The 15,521-nt window shown below is 76.1% G+C and carries 14 protein-coding genes; 10 read left to right on the top strand and 4 right to left on the bottom strand.

Going from position 1 to position 15,521, the window contains the following annotated elements; translation table 11 throughout:
- Positions 1-24: 24 nt before the first annotated feature.
- From KBX37_RS22615 to KBX37_RS22605, 3 genes are all read left to right on the top strand, one after another.
- Positions 25-450 (top strand): DUF350 domain-containing protein, encoded by a 426-nt coding sequence (locus tag KBX37_RS22615; RefSeq protein WP_210777916.1) that lies wholly within the window; start codon positions 25-27, stop codon positions 448-450.
- A 35-nt stretch (positions 451-485) separates the two neighbouring features.
- On the top strand, positions 486-1,178 hold the full coding sequence (locus KBX37_RS22610) for a YafY family protein (RefSeq protein WP_210777915.1): 693 nt from the start codon (positions 486-488) through the stop codon (positions 1,176-1,178).
- Between the two features lie 123 nt (positions 1,179-1,301).
- Entirely contained in the window at positions 1,302-1,679 is a 378-nt protein-coding gene (locus KBX37_RS22605; RefSeq protein WP_210777914.1) for a VOC family protein, read from the top strand.
- Between the two features lie 148 nt (positions 1,680-1,827).
- On the opposite strand, the gene KBX37_RS22600 is transcribed toward KBX37_RS22605, so the two are convergent.
- Positions 1,828-2,286 (bottom strand): hypothetical protein, encoded by a 459-nt coding sequence (locus tag KBX37_RS22600; RefSeq protein WP_210777913.1) that lies wholly within the window; start codon positions 2,284-2,286, stop codon positions 1,828-1,830.
- Between the two features lie 215 nt (positions 2,287-2,501).
- Positions 2,502-3,431, bottom strand: a complete 930-nt coding sequence (locus KBX37_RS22595; protein ID WP_210777912.1) for an LD-carboxypeptidase — start codon at positions 3,429-3,431, stop codon at positions 2,502-2,504.
- 77 nt (positions 3,432-3,508) lie between these two features.
- Between KBX37_RS22595 and KBX37_RS22590 the strand changes: the two genes are divergently transcribed.
- Both KBX37_RS22590 and KBX37_RS22585 read left to right on the top strand, forming a co-directional pair.
- Positions 3,509-4,276 carry a type 1 glutamine amidotransferase gene (locus tag KBX37_RS22590; RefSeq protein WP_210777911.1) on the top strand — a complete coding sequence of 256 codons (768 nt, stop codon included), beginning with the start codon at positions 3,509-3,511 and terminating at the stop codon, positions 4,274-4,276.
- A 1-nt stretch (position 4,277) separates the two neighbouring features.
- Positions 4,278-7,349: a bifunctional [glutamine synthetase] adenylyltransferase/[glutamine synthetase]-adenylyl-L-tyrosine phosphorylase gene (locus KBX37_RS22585; RefSeq protein WP_210777910.1), complete on the top strand. Its 3,072-nt coding sequence runs from the start codon at positions 4,278-4,280 to the stop codon at positions 7,347-7,349.
- A gap of 6 nt (positions 7,350-7,355) precedes the next feature.
- Here KBX37_RS22585 and KBX37_RS34700 read toward each other — a convergent pair whose 3' ends face one another.
- On the bottom strand, positions 7,356-9,137 hold the full coding sequence (locus KBX37_RS34700; RefSeq protein ID WP_305798117.1) for a methyltransferase domain-containing protein: 1,782 nt from the start codon (positions 9,135-9,137) through the stop codon (positions 7,356-7,358).
- An 86-nt stretch (positions 9,138-9,223) separates the two neighbouring features.
- Between KBX37_RS34700 and KBX37_RS22565 the strand changes: the two genes are divergently transcribed.
- Positions 9,224-9,847: a helix-turn-helix domain-containing protein gene (locus KBX37_RS22565; RefSeq protein ID WP_374103812.1), complete on the top strand. Its 624-nt coding sequence runs from the start codon at positions 9,224-9,226 to the stop codon at positions 9,845-9,847.
- A 180-nt stretch (positions 9,848-10,027) separates the two neighbouring features.
- Here KBX37_RS22565 and KBX37_RS22560 read toward each other — a convergent pair whose 3' ends face one another.
- Positions 10,028-11,620: a hypothetical protein gene (locus KBX37_RS22560; protein WP_210777909.1), complete on the bottom strand. Its 1,593-nt coding sequence runs from the start codon at positions 11,618-11,620 to the stop codon at positions 10,028-10,030.
- A gap of 44 nt (positions 11,621-11,664) precedes the next feature.
- Between KBX37_RS22560 and mptB (KBX37_RS22555) the strand changes: the two genes are divergently transcribed.
- The 4 genes from mptB (KBX37_RS22555) to KBX37_RS22540 all read left to right on the top strand — a co-directional run bounded on the left by mptB (KBX37_RS22555) (position 11,665) and on the right by KBX37_RS22540 (position 15,450).
- The gene (gene mptB, locus KBX37_RS22555) at positions 11,665-13,065 is read left to right on the top strand and encodes a polyprenol phosphomannose-dependent alpha 1,6 mannosyltransferase MptB (RefSeq protein WP_210777931.1); all 1,401 of its coding nucleotides are present in this window, start codon (positions 11,665-11,667) and stop codon (positions 13,063-13,065) included.
- Positions 13,066-13,078: 13 nt separating this feature from the next.
- Complete coding sequence (gene mptB / locus KBX37_RS22550; RefSeq protein ID WP_210777908.1) at positions 13,079-14,539, top strand: polyprenol phosphomannose-dependent alpha 1,6 mannosyltransferase MptB; 1,461 nt, start codon at positions 13,079-13,081, stop codon at positions 14,537-14,539.
- 78 nt (positions 14,540-14,617) lie between these two features.
- The gene (locus tag KBX37_RS22545; protein ID WP_210777907.1) at positions 14,618-14,983 is read left to right on the top strand and encodes a helix-turn-helix transcriptional regulator; all 366 of its coding nucleotides are present in this window, start codon (positions 14,618-14,620) and stop codon (positions 14,981-14,983) included.
- Positions 14,984-14,997: 14 nt separating this feature from the next.
- Complete coding sequence (locus KBX37_RS22540) at positions 14,998-15,450, top strand: SRPBCC domain-containing protein (RefSeq protein WP_210777906.1); 453 nt, start codon at positions 14,998-15,000, stop codon at positions 15,448-15,450.
- The last annotated feature ends 71 nt before the right edge of the window (positions 15,451-15,521 follow it).

Raw genomic sequence — 15,521 nt, 5'->3', positions numbered from 1 at the left:
GCGTAGGAGGCCGGGAGGCAGTCGGTGCTGGAGGATCTGCTCAGCGGGGCGTGGCAGAGCGTGGTGTTCGGGGTCGTCGGGGTGGCCCTGATGGCGGCCGGCTTCCTGCTGGTCGACGTGCTGACCCCGGGAAGGCTGCGCGAGCTGATCTGGGTGCGGCGCAACGGCAACGCCGCGCTGCTGCTCGCCGCCAACCAGCTCGGCATCGCCGGGATCGTCTTCACGGCGATCCTGACCAGCTACAGCGACTTCGCCAAGGGGCTCGCCTCCACGGTGATCTTCGGGCTGATCGGGCTGGCCATCATGGCGCTGGCCTTCTTCGTGCTCGACCTGCTCACCCCGGGCAAGCTGGGCGAGATCATCTGCTCCGATGAGCCGCACCCCGCGGCCCGGGTCAGCGCCGCCACCCACTTCGGCGCCGCGCTGATCGTCTGCGCCTGCATCGCCTGAGCGCCGCTGTCGTACCCCCGGCCTAGGTTGCGGGGGTGAACCGGACCGACCGCCTCTACGCCCTGGTGGAGGAGCTGCGGGCGGTGTCGCCCCGGCCGCGCAGCGCCCGCTGGCTGGCCGGGCGCTTCGAGGTGAGCACCCGCACCATCGAGCGGGACATCGCCGCGTTGCAGGGCTCCGGCGTGCCGATCTGGGCCGAGCCCGGCCGCACCGGGGGCTACGTGGTCGACCGGGCGCACACCCTGCCACCGGTCAACCTGACCGCCGCCGAGGCGGTGGCGATGGCCGTCGCGCTGCACCGGCTCGGCGGCACGCCGTTCGCCGGGGCGGGCGCCACCGCCCTGCGCAAGCTGCTGGCGGTCATGCCGGCCGCCGACGCGGCCGAGGCGCACCGGCTCGCCGGCCGGGTGCACCTGATCGGCGAGGGTCCGGCCACGCCCGTCCCGGCCGTCGTCGCCGACGCGGTCTCCGCGCGGCGCGTGCTGCGCGTGCGGTACGCCGACCGCGCCGGGGCGACGTCGGCGCGCGAGGTCGAACCGCTGGGCTACCTCGGCAACCCCCGACACTGGTACCTGCTCGCCTGGTGCCGGCTGCGGGACGGGCTGCGCTGTTTCCGCACCGACCGGATCCGGGGGGTGGAGGCGCTGCCCGAGATGGTCACCCGGGAGCTGCGCCTCGACGACCTGGACATCCCGCACGAGCGGGTGCACGCGCTGAGCCTGGTCTGAGCGTCCGGCTGCGGGGCCGAATCGTCGGGGAAACACCGACAGGACGGTGTCGCGGACGACCCCGAGGCTGACTCCTGACGAGCCCGGCCGACCGGCCGGTGCCTGCGACGGGAGGCGACACACATGTCCACGATCACCAATGCGGTCAGCTGGTTCGAGGTCGGCACCGACCGGCCCGAGGAGACCGGGCGGTTCTACACCGACGTGTTCGGCTGGGCGTTCACCGAACAGGGCAGCCCGGAGACGTCGTACCGGGTGGTGGAGCCGGGGCCGGAGGGGTCGATCCAGGGCGCGATCCGGGCCACCGGCGGGGCCGGCCCGAACTACGCGGTGTTCTACGTGCAGGTGGCCGACGTGGCCGACACCTGCCGGCGGGCCGAGGCGGCCGGCGGCAAGGTGCTGGTCCCGCTGACGTCGAACGACAACGGCCTGACCTTCGCCCACCTGCTCGACCCGGCCGGCAACCACTTCGGCGTCTTCGCGCCGCCCGCCGGGGCCTGAGCCGACCGCCGGTCCGCCCCGGCAGCGCCGCCGGGGCGGACCGCGTCGGGCGCGGTCGGATCGGGTACGGGGATGGCCCCGCCGCTAGGGTCGGCTGGCCGGGAGGAGACCGACGGCCGGGGGGAGTGGGACGGCGGGGCCACCCGGGTCACCTGCCGGTCGTACCCATGCCGCCGTGGTGGCCACGGCCGCCCGGGCCCGGGAAGACGCCGGCCTCGGCGGCCTTGGTGATGGCGTCGGCCTGCTCCTGGGTGAGCTTGCCGTCCTCGACCGCCTGGGCCAGCCGGTCCTTGAGCGCCGCCTGCCGGTCCTCGGCGGAAAGGCGCTCCGGGCGGTCGGCCTTGCGCTGCTCGCGCAGCTTCTCCAGCGCGGCGGTCACCTTCTCGGTGGGCACGCCGAGTTCCTTGGCCAGCGCCTCGGCGAACTCGCCCTGGCGGTCGGCCTTCTGCTGCTGCCGGTCGGTGCCCTGGCCGGCGCTGCTGCTGGCGCTGGGCGACGGGGTGGCGTCCTCGGCGAAGGCCACCGTCGGGGCGGCGATCCCCACGCCGAGCACTCCGGCGGCGGCGAGCCCGGCCAGCAGGTGCTTCTTCGACATCGTGCGGGACATCAGTCCTCCAGTGATCGGTGGTTGGTGCGATGACCTCACCGACAGTGACCACCAAACCTGGGCCGAACCCGTGCCGACCCTGTCACCCAGCTGAAAATCCCACCGCCCGCTAAAGGTGATCAAGAAGTTCGGGTCAGCGGAAGACGCTTTCCAGGACGCAAACTTCTTGATCACCGCGCCGGGGCGCGCCGGGGCGGGGCGGAGGCCGGGGTGGGTCAGCGGACGGCGGGGGAGACGGTGAGGGTGCCGGCCTCGGCGTCGAGGGTGGCGGGGGTGCCGACCGGCACGGTGAGCTGGCCGACGCCGTGGCCGACCGGGAGGCCGCCGAGGACCGGGACGCCCAGCTCGCCCAGGCACTCGGTGAGCACGTCGGTGACCGTGGTGTCCCAGGTGTCGGCGCACTCGGTGAACTGGCCGACCGCCACCCCGGCCACGCCGTCCAGCACGCCCGCCCGGCGCAGGTGGGTCAGCATCCGGTCGACCTTGTACGGCGGCTCCTGCACCTCCTCGATCAGCAGCACCGCGCCGGTCAGGTCGGGCATGTCCGGGGTGCCGATGGAGGCGGTGATCAGGCAGAGGTTGCCGCCGAGCAGCGGACCGACCGCCCGGCCGGGCACCCGGACGGCGAAGGTCTCCTCGTCCGGCGTGGCGGCGACGGTCACCGGCTCGGTGGTCATCAGCGCGGTGTGCAGCGACTCCGCCGAGCGCAGCGGGGTGCGCTCGTCCAGCCAGGCCGCGCCGGGGCCGTGCACGCTCGCCAGCCGGGCGCCCCGCCAGAGCGCGAACTGCAACGCGGTGATGTCCGAGAAGCCGGCGACCACCTTCGGGTCCCGCCGTACGGCGGCCATGTCGAGCAGGTCGACCACCCGCTGTGCGCCGTAACCGCCCCGGGTGCAGATCACCCCGCGCACCTCGGGGTCGGCGAAGGCGGCGTTCAGGTCGGCGGCGCGCAGCGCGTCGTCACCGGCCAGGTAGCCCCGCCGGGCGTACGCGTTCGGCGCCAGCACCGGGCGCAGCCCCCAACCGGTCAGCAGCTCGACGCCCCGGGCCACCCGTTCGGGGCGGGTCGGGCCGGACGGCGACACGAGCATCACCGAGTCACCGGGGCGCAGGACCGGCGGGCGCAGGCATTCGTCGGTGATCACAGCGGCAGAGCCTAGTCGGCGCCGTGCGCGGCGGAGCCGTTCCGGGCCGGCGGCGGCGCACCGGCTAGCCTCGACACGTGGCGACCGCGCTGGTGATCGAGAACGACCCGACCGACGACCTCCGCCGGCTGGGGGAGTGGCTGACCGAGGGGGGCCTGGAGCTGCACGTGCTCCGCCCGCACGCGGGCGAGGAACTCCCCGCCGACCTGGAGGGGTACGTCGCGCTGGTCGTGCTCGGCGGCGAGCAGCAGGCGTACCCGCTGCCCGACGGCAGCCCCGGGGCGCCCTGGTTCCCGGCGCTGGAGGGGCTGCTGCGCAAGGCGGTCCGGTACCGGGTGCCCACCCTCGGCGTCTGCCTCGGCGGGCAACTGCTCGCCACCGCCCACGCCGGGCTGGTCGAGCGGAGCCCGTCCGGGCCGGAGATCGGCCCCGGCGTGGTCGGCAAGCGGGACGCCGCCGACAACGACCCGCTGTTCCGGTACGTGCCGCTGATCCCGGACGTGCTCCAGTGGCACTCCGACGAGATCACCGAGCTGCCCCGGGGCGCCACCCTGCTGGCCGCCTCGACCCGCTACCCGAACCAGGCGTTCCGCCTCGGGGACCGGGCGTGGGGGTTGCAGTTCCACATCGAGTGCGACACCGCAATGATCGCCGACTGGGCCCGCGACTCCGACGTGCTGGCCGAGCTGGGCTACGACCCGGAGCTGGTGGTCGCCGCCTGCGACCGGGTGATGGCCGACGTCGAGGAGGTCTGGCAGCCGTTCGCGGTGCGGTTCGCCGCCCTCGCCCTCGGCGAGCTGGGCGACGACCCCGCTCGCCGTAGCCTGCCGCTGCTCGGGCAGTGAGATGACCAGACCGACCAGGGGCCGGCTCGCCCGGTACGGCTTCGGCGCCGCGCAGGGCGACGGCGGGCAGCGCGCCGCCGACCTGCTCGGGCCGGACGGGCTCGGTCTGTGGCGTACCGACGAGCAGGAGCCCGTCGACGAGCGTGCTGCCGCGCTGCTCGCCGCGCTGTCCCGCGCCGCCGACCCCGACCTCGCCCTGCGCCAGCTGCACCGGCTGGTCGAGGCGGAACGCCGGACCGTCACCCTCCGGCAACCCGGCAACGGCGCGGCCCCCGCCGCCGGGCCGGCGACCACCGGCACCAGTACGTCCGCGCTGCTCGACGCGCTGCACGCCGACCCGGGCCTGTGTCGCCGCCTGGTCGCCGTCCTCGGCGCCTCCTCCGCGCTCGGCGACCACCTGGTCGCCAACCCGGAGCAGTGGACGGTGCTGGCCACCGCCCCGGACGGGCTCGCGCCCACCGCCGACGGCCGGCTGGACCTCGCCGCCGCCGGGCGGCTGACCACCGCCACCGCGCCGGTGGCGGTGCTGCGGCAGGCGTACCGGTTGGCGCTGCTGCGGATCGCGGCGGCCGACCTGACCGGCGGGCGCGGCCTGGACCAGACCATGGCCGCGCTCTCGGCGCTGGCCGACGCGACCCTGGCGGCGGCGTACGAGATCGCCGTCGACGAGCTGCCCGCCGGCACGCCCCGGCCCCGGCTCGCGGTGGTGGCGATGGGCAAGTGCGGCGGCGACGAGCTGAACTACGTCTCCGACGTCGACGTCATCTTCGTGGCCGCCGACGACGCGGACCTGACCGTCGCCACCACGGTCGCCGCCCGGCTGATCGGCGTCTGCGGGCTGGTCGCCTGGCCGGTGGACGCCGCGCTGCGCCCCGAGGGCAACCGGGGGCCGCTGGTGCGTACCCTCGCCAGCCACCTGGCCTACTACCAGCGCTGGGCCCGGACCTGGGAGTTCCAGGCCCTGCTCAAGGCCCGGCCGGCCGCCGGCGACCTGGCCCTGGCACGGGAGTGGATCGGGGCGCTCGCCCCGCTGGTCTGGACCGCCGCCGAGCGGCCCGAGGCGGTCTCCGACGTCCGGGCCATGCGCCGCAAGATCGTCGACAACGTCCCGCCGAAGGAGCTGGAACGCGAGATCAAGCGCGGGCCGGGCGGGCTGCGCGACATCGAGTTCGCCGTCCAGCTGCTGCAACTGGTGCACGGCCGCGGCGACGAGTCGTTGCGGGTGCCCGGCACCATCCCGGCGCTGCGCGCGCTCGTCACCGGCGGCTACGTCGGCCGCGCCGACGGCGAGGCGCTGCTGCGCGGGTACCGCTTCCTGCGCGCCGTCGAGCACCGGCTCCAGCTCCAGGGCCTGCGCCGGACCCACACCGTGCCGACCGATCCGGCCGCGCTGCGCTGGCTCGCCGCCGCGCTCGGCTGCACCGCCACGCCGGGCCGCAGCGCCGTGGAGAGCTTCCGCGCCGAGTGGGTCGCCCACGCCACCGAGGTACGCCGGCTGCACGCCAAGCTGCTCTACCGGCCGCTGCTGGAGTCGGTGGCCCGGGTCCCCGCCGACGGGCTGCGGCTCACCCCGGAGGCGGCCCGGCACCGGCTGGAGATCCTCGGCTTCGCCGACCCGGCCGGGGCGCTGCGCCACCTCCAGGCCGTCACCGGCGGGGTCAGCCGCACCGCCGCCATCCAGCGCACCCTGCTGCCGGTGCTGCTCAGCGAGTTCGCCGACGCCCCCGAGCCGGACCGCGGCCTGCTCAACTACCGGCAGGTCTCCGACAAGCTCGGCAGCACCCCCTGGTACCTGCGGCTGCTGCGCGACTCCGGCCCGGTGGCCCGCCGGCTGGCCCGGGTGCTCTCCTCCTCCCGGTACGCCGCCGACCTGCTGGCCCGGGAGCCCGAGGCGCTGCGCCTGCTCGCGGAGGAGAGCGAGCTGGCCCCGCGTACCCGGGAGGTGCTCTGCGACGGCTTCGCCGCCGCCGCGGGCCGGTACGCCGACCCGGAGCAGGCGATCCGGGCGGTACGCGCGCTGCGCCGGCGGGAGCTGGTCCGGATCGCCTGCGCCGACCTGCTGAGCCGGGCCGGCGGGCTCGCCCCGCGCCCGGAGCGGGGCTCGCCGGCCGCGCCCCTGGCCGACGTCACCGGGGTCGGCACCGCGCTCTCCGACGTCACCGACGCCACGCTCACCGCCGCGCTGCGCACCGCGCGGGCCGCCAAGCCGGGGCCTCCCGGACTGCGGTTCGCCGTGATCGGCATGGGCCGGCTCGGTGGGTACGAGTCGAACTACCTCTCCGACGCCGACGTGCTGTTCGTCTACGACCCGCCGGCCGGGGCGGACGAGCAGGCGGCCAGCGCCGCCGCCCACGGCATCGCCGAGGAGCTGCGCCGACTGCTCGGCGTGCCCGCCCCCGACCCGCCGCTCGGCGTCGACGCCGACCTGCGCCCCGAGGGCCGGCAGGGCCCGCGGGTGCGCAGCCTCGCCGCGTACGCTCAGTACTTCGCCCGGTGGTCGAAGGTGTGGGAGGCGCAGGCGCTGCTGCGCGCCCGGTTCGTCTGCGGCGACGCCGACCTGGGCGCCGAGTTCGAGGCGCTGATCGACCCGGTCCGCTGGCCGGCCGACGGGCTGAGCCGCGAGCAGGTGGTGGAGATCCGCCGGATCAAGGCCCGGGTGGAGCACGAGCGGCTGCCCCGGGGCGCCGACCCGGCCACCCACACCAAGCTGGGGCGGGGTGGCCTGGCCGACGTCGAGTGGGCGGTGCAGCTGCTCCAGCTCCGGCACGCCGGGGCGTACCCGCGACTGCGCGGCACCCGGACCCTCGACGCGCTGGCGGCGGCCCGCGAGGCCGGCCTGGTCGACCCGGCGGACGCCGCCGGGATGGCCGCCGGCTGGACGCTCGCCGCGCAGGTCCGCAACGCGCTCATGCTGGTCCGGGGCCGCGCCGGCGACCAACTGCCCCGGCACGGCGTGGAGCTGGCCGGGGTCGTCCGGCTGCTCGGCCGCGACGACCCCGGCGAGTTCCTCGACGAGTACCTGCGCACCGCCCGGCGCTCCCGGGCCGCCATGGAACGGGTGCTGGAGGCCTGAGCGCCGTCAGCGGCGGCGGACCAGCACCAGGTGGTCGACCAGGGTGGCCGGCTGCCCGTCCGGGTCGGTGACCTCGCGCCGGGGCGCGTCCAACCGCTCGGTCCGCCAGCCGTCCGGGTCCAGGTCGAGTTCGGCCAGCGTCTCCTCCGGGGTGGGGAAGCGCACGTCCGGGTGGGCCAGTCGGGACCACGGCGGGACCTCGCCGTGCTCGACGATCAGCAGCCGGCCGCCGGGCGCCACCGCCCGCGCCGCCGCCCGGAGCACCTCGGCCCGGGGGAACTCCAGCGGCGACTGGAGGAACTGCGCGGAGACCAGGTCGAACACCCCCTCCGGGAAGGTGCGGGTCAGGTCGTGCCGCTGGAAGTCGATCCGGGCCGCCACCCCGGCCGTGGCCGCCTCGGTCGCCGCCCGGTCCAGGGCGGTGGTGGAGACGTCCACCGCGGTCACCCGCCAGCCGCGGCCGGCCAGCCAGATCGCGTCGGCGCCCTCGCCGCAGCCGAGGTCCAGCGCGGTGCCCGCCGGCAGCGGGTCGACGACGTCGACCAGGTGCGGGTTGGCCCGCCCGCTCCAGATCCGCTCCCGCCGCTGGTAGAGCTCGTCCCAGTGCCGCGCCGTCTCGGCGTCCACGGCATCCGCGCCGCTCCCGGCGTGGTCGTGCGTGCCGGTTCCGGCGTGGTCGTGCGTGCCGGTTCCGGCGTGGTCGTGCGTGCCGGTTCCGGCGTGGTCGTGCGTGCCGGTTCCGGCGTGGTCGTGCGTGCCGGTTCCGGCGTGGTCGTGCGCGCCGGTTGCGGCGTGATGGTGCGCGCCGGCGTGCGCGCCCGCGCGGGCGCGCAGGGCGACCGCCCGGTCGGTCTCCTCGGCGATCAGGTCGGCGTTGAGCGCCGCGCCGGCCTTCACCCCCGCCGCCGCGGCGGCGATCACGGTGGCCTGCGGGTCGGTCACGTTGCCGGCCACCCAGACCCCCGGCACGGCGGTCGCCCCGCTGGCGTCGGCGGCGACGTGGTCGCCGAAGACGTGCCCGCCGACGACGAACTCGCTGGTCGTCAGGCCGAGCCCGGCCAGCAGGTCGGCCCGCGCGGCGAACCGGGGCCCGACCACCAGCGCCTGCCGGGCGACGAGTTCCCCGGAGCGCAGCCGTACGCCGGTGAGCCGGTCCTCGGTCACCTCCAGCCCCGTCACCTCGCCCTCGACCACCCGTACGCCCCGGGCGGCGAGCTGCTCGGCCTGCTCGGGGGCCAGCGGCGGGCCGGTGTGCGTGAACACCACCACGTCGTCGGTGAGCTGGCGGAACAGCAGCGCGTGATGGGTGGTCATCGGCCCGGTGGCCAGCACGCCCACGGCCTGGTCCCGTACCTCCCAGCCGTGGCAGTACGGACAGTGCAGCACGTCCCGGCCCCAGCGTTCGGCCAGCCCCGGGATCGCGGGCAGTTCGTCGATCAACCCCGTGGTGACCAGCAGTCGCCGCGCCCGCACCAGCTCGCCGTCGGCCAGCTCCACCTCGAACCGGGCCCGGTCGTGCCCCTCGACCCGGTTCGCCTTGGTGACCGTGCCGTCGACGACCTCGACGCCGTACCGGGCGACCTCGGCCCGGCCCGTCGCGTACAGCTCGGCGGGGGCGACGCCCTCGCTGGTGAGGTAGTTGTGCACGTTTCCGGCGGGGGCGTTGCGCGGCGCCCCGCCGTCGATCACCAGCACCGACCGGCGGGACCGGCCCAGGGTGAGCGCGCCGCTGAGCCCCGCCGCGCCACCGCCGACCACCACCACGTCGTAGATCCGGTGCTCCCGCATCCTGGTTCCCCCTCCGGGCGGGTCCGTCCCGCCCATGCCCCGGATCGTCCGCGCTGCTTCCCGGGACGACAAGTATCGTTGCTGAGATGGCAAACGAACGGATGGCGGACGACACCGCAGCCCAGGACGAGGTGCTGACGGCGGTCGGGCCGCGCCTGCGGGCCCTGCGCCAGCAGCGCGCCGTGACGCTGGCCCAGCTCTCCGCCGCCACCGGCATCTCGGTGAGCACCCTGTCCCGGCTGGAGTCCGGTGGCCGCCGGCCCACCCTGGAGCTGCTGCTCCCGCTGGCCCGGTTCCACCGGGTGCCGCTCGACGACCTGGTCGGCGCGCCGGAGACCGGGGACCCCCGGGTCCGGCTCCGGTCGGTGGACCGCAACGGGGTCACCATCGTGCCGCTGACCCGCCGTCCCGGCGGGGTGCAGGCCTACAAGATGATCTACCCGCCCGGCGGGCGGCCGGGGGAGCCCGAGCAGCAGGTGCACGAGGGGTACGAGTGGCTCTACGTGCTTTCCGGGCGGTGCCGGCTGCTGCTCGGCAGCCACGAGCTGACCCTGGAGGCGGGGGAGGTCGCCGAGTTCGACACCCGTACGCCGCACTGGTTCGGCAACCCGTACGACCGCCCGCTGGAGATCCTCAGCCTCTTCGGGCCGCAGGGGGAGCGGCTGCACGTCCGCGCCCGCCCCTCCCCGGTACGCCGCGACCCCGGCTGACCGGCCGGGCCCGTCCCGGCCGGACCGGCGGTGGCGTCCTGTGGAGCTGATGACGCAGACGAGTCAGCGGGCCTTCGCCCCCGCCCTACGGATCCGGTGCCACCGCCGTGAATCGTCTACGACATCAGCTCGAAAGGGCGTGCGGGGGACACCCGGCAGCGTCCGCCGGCCGGCGGCCCGTCACCCGCTCAGGGTGTAGGTGCCGGCGCGCGGCACGGTGACCGTCGTCCAGTCCCCGTCGGCGGCGACGGTGGCGTCGCCGGAGGCGGTCAGCCAGCGGGTGTGCCACACCCGGACCAGGACCGTGCCGGCGGCGGACGTGCGGAACGTCAGCGAGGCCCCGTCCTGCCCGACGAACTCGCCGGGCGCGCCCACGACCGGCGTCGGGTCGGCCACCGCGTAGAGCCGCCACCGCCCGTCCGACCAGACCTCCGTCAGGTACGGCAGGCCGGCGGTGACCAGCTCGGCCTCGGCCCGGCCGACCCAGGACAGCGGCGCGTCGGGCACCGCCACGTACTGCACGGCGAACTCGTCGAGCCAGGCCCGGTAGCTCGCGGCGGTCAGCGGCACGCCCGTGCCGGCGGCCCCCGGCACGGTGGTGAAGAAGAGCGGGTTGCGGGCGATGTCGGCCTGCCGCAGCCAGCCCCGGGCCAGCGGCACCTCGCCGAGCCGGGCCGCCTCCCAGTAGTTGCGGGTCGGCGGGACCTCCACCCGGCCGGTGAGCCCGCGCCGGGCCAGCTCGGCCCGCAACGGCGCGAAGAACGACCGGGCGGCGGTCGGGTCGCCGACGGTGCGCAGGTCGGCGGCGACCACCGGCGGCTGCCCCGCGCAGACCACGGCCAGCAGCACGGCCAGCGCCACCCCGCCCGCCGCCCGTCCCCACCGGGCCACCCCGCTCGCCAGCCGGTCGGTCAGCCAGCGGGGCGGCCGGGCGGCGGCGGCCAGCACCGGCAGCGCGAACATCACCGCCAGCCGGGTGGCGTTCAACCCGACCGGGGTGTGCACCAGCGCCGCCGCCAGCACCCCCGCCGCCGACAGCAGCGCCCCCACCCGCACCGGCCGGTACGCCACCAGCGCCGCCACCAGCAGACTGGTCAGCACCGCCCGCAGCGTGTCGGTGCGGCTGATGTTCATCCAGCCGCCCTCGCCGAAGAGCAGCCCGGTCACCCCCAGCGGCAGCGCGGCGGCGACACCGAGCAGCAGGCCGTCGGCGTACCGGCGGGTGAGCAGCAGCGCGGCGCCGGCCAGGCCGACGAAGAGGCCGGCGACCGGGCTGGTCGCCGAGGCCAGCAGCGCGCCGGCCGCGACCAGGGCCGGGCGGATCCAGCGGCGACCGGGCGGGCCGTGCGCCGGCAGGGTCAGGGCGAGCAGCGCGGCCAGCCCGAGCGCCACGCCGAGGGCGTACGTGACCCGGCCGGAGACCAGGTTGCCGGCGATGGTGAGCGCCCCCACCAGGCTGCCCAGCAGCGGTCGGGGCACCCCGGCGCGCACCAGCAGGGCCCCGAACGCGGTCGCTGCGGCGAGCAGCGCGAGCGCGCCGGTGAGGCGTACCCCGAGCAGGGCCATCAGCGGCGGCGAGACCAGGCTGTAGCCCCACGGGTGGACACCGCCGTACCAGCGCAGGTCCACCGGAGCCGCCCCGTGGGCGGCGAAGAAGTCGGCGCGGGCCACCTGGGCGGAGAGGTCCGAGCCGGTCGCCGGCAGGGCCAGATACAGCACGCCGAGGGCGAGCGCGGACGCGGCGGAGACCGCCACCACCCGACTGCCCCGCATGCCCACCTCCTGACCGCGACCACCGTACTGGCAGCATGTCCCGCGTGCCTCACCACCTCTCGCGCTGGACCGGCCTGGCGGGCTCGGTGCTGCTCGCCGTGGCCGCCTTCCTCGGGGGCGCGCTGCCGCAGGGAGACCTGCGACCCACCCCGGTCAGCATCTGGCAGGGCCGGAACGGCCCGCTGATCATCGCGCTCTGGCTGGTCGGCACCGGGTTGATGGCCTGGGCCTGGTGGTCGCTGCGCGACCGGGTGCCGTCGACCCGCTGGGCGCTGGTCACGATCGCGCTCTGGCTGCTGCCGATGCTGGTCACGCCGCCGCTGGGCAGCCGGGACGTGTACGCCTACGCCTGCCAGGGGGCCAGCTACGCCGGCGGGATCAACCCGTACGAACAGGGTGTGTCCGCCCTGCCCTGCCCGTGGCTGGACACCATCTCGTACATCTGGCGGGACACGGCGGCGCCGTACGGGCCGCTCTTCGTGGTGCTCGCCGGGGCGGTCGTCACGGCGACCGGGTCGCTGGTCGGCAGCATCGTGCTCTTCCGGCTGACCGCGGTGGCCGGGGTGGCGCTGATCGCGTGGTGCCTGCCGGTGCTGGCCCGCCGCTGCGGGGTGCCGCCGCAGCGGGCGCTCTGGCTGGCGCTGGCCTGCCCGCTGGTGCCGGTGCACCTGGTCTCCGGCGCGCACAACGACGCGCTGATGGTGGGCCTGCTCATCGCCGGGCTGGCGGTGGTGGCCTCCCGGCCGGGTCGCCCGCTGCCGCTGCTGGGCGGCGGGCTGCTGCTGGGGCTGGCCGCCGGGCTCAAGGTCACCGCGCTGGTCGTGGTGCCCTTCGCCGCGCTGGCCGCGATCGCCGGGCCGTACCGGTTCCGCGCGCTGGTCCGCGACGGTGCGTGGGTGGTCGGGGCCGCGGTGGCCGCGGTGTTCGGGGTGACCCTCGCCGCCGGGCTGGACTTCGGCTGGATCACCGGTCTGGAGCAGGGCAACCTGGTCATCGCCTGGACCTCGCCGTCGACCGCGGTCGGGCAGACCGTGGGCTACCTCGCGGCGCTCTTCGGCGCGCACGTCGACGCGCTGCCGGTGACCCGGGCGATCGGGGTGCTGGTGCTCGTCGTGCTGCTGGTCTGGCTCTGGTGGCGGGCCCGCCACCGGGACCCGCTCTGGCACGCCGGCCTGGCGCTGGCCGCCACGGTGGCACTCTCCCCGCTCTTCCACCCCTGGTACTGGATGTGGCCGCTGGCGGTGCTCGCCGCCACCGCCCGGCGTACCGGCTGGTTCTCGCTGGTCGCGCTGGTGTCGTCGTTCCTGGTCCTGGCGGACGGCACCGGCCTGGCCCGGTACACCAAGATGCCGGGCGCGCCGCTGATGACGCTGTTGGTGATTGTGGTTATTGTCCGGTTGGTACGGTCGGCTCGGGCGACCCGCCGGCCGGCCCCCGCCGACTGAGGAGAGGTTGCCGGTGACCGAGCCTGGGCCAGCGCCCGCCGGCCCGGCCCGGCCCGCCCGGTACGCCGGCCTGGCCGGCGCGGTGCTGCTCACCGTCGCCGGGTGGCTCGGCGGGGCGCTGCCGGACATCCCGCCCGCCGGTCCCTGGCGGGCCGGGCACGGGCCCTGGGCGCTGGGCTGCTGGCTGGTCGGCATCGCACTGCTGGTCGGCGGCTGGTGGTCGCTGCGCCGGGGCGTGCCGTCGGCCCGGTGGGCGTACCTCACCGCCGGGCTCTGGCTGGCGCCGCTGCTGGCCGCGCCGCCGCTGGCCAGCCGCGACGTCTACTCGTACGCCTGCCAGGGCTGGGCGTACACCGCCGGCCACGACCCGGACGGCGTCGGGGTGGCGGCGGCCGGCTGCCCGTGGCTCGACGCGGTCGCGCCGATCTGGCGGGACACTCCCGCGCCGTACGGCCCGTTCTTCATGCTGCTGGCCGCGCTGGCCGTGACCCTCGGCGGCGATCTGGTCGGCACGATCGTGCTGCTGCGGCTGGTCGCGCTGGCCGGGGTGCTGCTGGCCGCGCTCTGCCTGCCCGGGCTGGCCCGGGCCGCCGGGGTGCCGACCGGCCGGGCGGCCTGGCTGGCGCTGGCCTGTCCGCTGGTCGGGGTGCACCTGGTGGGTGGCGCGCACAACGACGCGGTGATGCTCGGGCTGCTCCTGCTCGGCCTGCTGGTGCTGGTCCGTTTTCCCGGCAGGCCGACGCCGCTGCTGGCCGCCGGGGTGCTCCTCGGCCTGGCGGTGACGGTGAAGGCCACGGCCGTGGTGGTGCTGCCGTTCGCGGCGCTCGCGGCGGTGCTCGGTCGCTACACGGTACGCGCGCTGCTGCGCGACGGCGGCTGGCTGGCCGCCGGCGTGCTGGCCGCGCTGGCCGCCACCTCGGCGCTGAGCGGGCTCGGCCTCGGCTGGATCGCCGGCCTGGCGCGCAGCGGCGACAGCGAGCAGTGGACCTCCCCGCCCACCGCCGTCGGCGTCGTCGTGGACTACCTCCGGGAGTGGGCCGGGCGGGAGCCGGCCGCGGTGCCGGTCACCCGGGCGATGGCGCTGGTGCTGCTGGCCGTCCTGCTGGTGGCGCTCTGGTGGCGGGCCTGGACGGCGCTGCGCGCCCGCAACGACGTCCGGCAGCGGGTGCGCCGGCTGGCGGCGGTCCGACCCCGGGTCACGCTGTTCGCCGCCGGCGTCGCGCTGGCCGCCACCGTCGCGTTGGCCCCGGTCTTTCACCCCTGGTACGCGACCTGGCCGCTGCTGGTGCTCGCCGTCTCGGCGACCCGGACCACCTGGTTCGCGCTGGTCTGCGCGGTGGCCACCTTCCTGGCCCTGCCGGACGGGACCTCGCTGGCCCGGTACACCAAGGCGCCCGGGGCGATCGCGATGACGGTGCTGGTGGTGGCGCTCGCCGGGTGGGCGGTGCGGGCCCGCCGGACACGTACGGGCTGACTCCCGGAACTGCTTGACGGCAGCCAACGTCCGGACCTATGTTTAACGCATCCGTTAATTAACGAGGTGGTTAAGAGCATGGCGACCGATCGGCTCAGCGTGATCTTCGCGGCGCTGGCGGACCCGACCCGCCGGGCGATCCTGGCCCGACTGGCCGACGGGGAGGCCACCGTCACGGAGCTCGCCGAGCCGTTCGAGATCAGCCTCCCGGCGATCTCCCGGCACCTGAAGGTGCTCGAGCAGGCCGGTCTGATCACCCGCAGCCGCACCGCCCAGTGGCGCTCCAGCAGCCTCAACCCCGAGCCGCTGCGCGAGGCCACGGCCTGGATGGAGCGCTACCGCCGATTCTGGGACGCGAACCTCGACCGGCTCGACGCCCACCTCAGGCGGCTGCAAACCGGGGCGAGCCACGACACCCAACCGAGACAGGACGATCAGCAGTGAGAGAGGACAGCACCATGACCGACACCACCGCGACCCAGGAACTCGTCATCACCCGCGTCTTCGACGCGCCGCGCGAGCTGGTCTACCGCGCCTTCGTCGACCCCGACCAGCTCGCCGCCTGGTTCGGGCCGGCTGGCTGGTCGGTGCCCCGGGACACCGTCGAGATCGACGCCCGGGTCGGCGGGCACCAGCGGTTCACCATGGTCAACGACGCCGACCCGCAGATGTCCTCCGCGGTCGACGCCACCTTCACCGAGGTGGTCGAGAACGAGCTGCTGGTCGGCAGCCAGCGGGCCGACTTCGGTGCCGGCCCGATCGAGTTCGGGTTGCGGGTCGAGTTCCACGACGAGGACGGCAGGACCCGGATGGTGCTGCGCCAGGGCCCGTACACCCCGGGGATGGAGGGGGGCGCGCGGGAGGGCTGGAACAGCTCCTTCGGCAAACTCGACGCGCTGCTCGCCCGCTGACCGGCCCGCCCTACCAGGGGCGGCGTGGCCAGGGCGGCGCGGTGGCCGTCAACACGGCCGGGGGGGGGGGG

The organism is Micromonospora sp. U56 (genome assembly GCF_018070095.1).
Classification (GTDB): domain Bacteria; phylum Actinomycetota; class Actinomycetes; order Mycobacteriales; family Micromonosporaceae; genus Micromonospora; species Micromonospora purpureochromogenes.
This window is presented reverse-complemented; position numbering and strand designations above follow the sequence as displayed.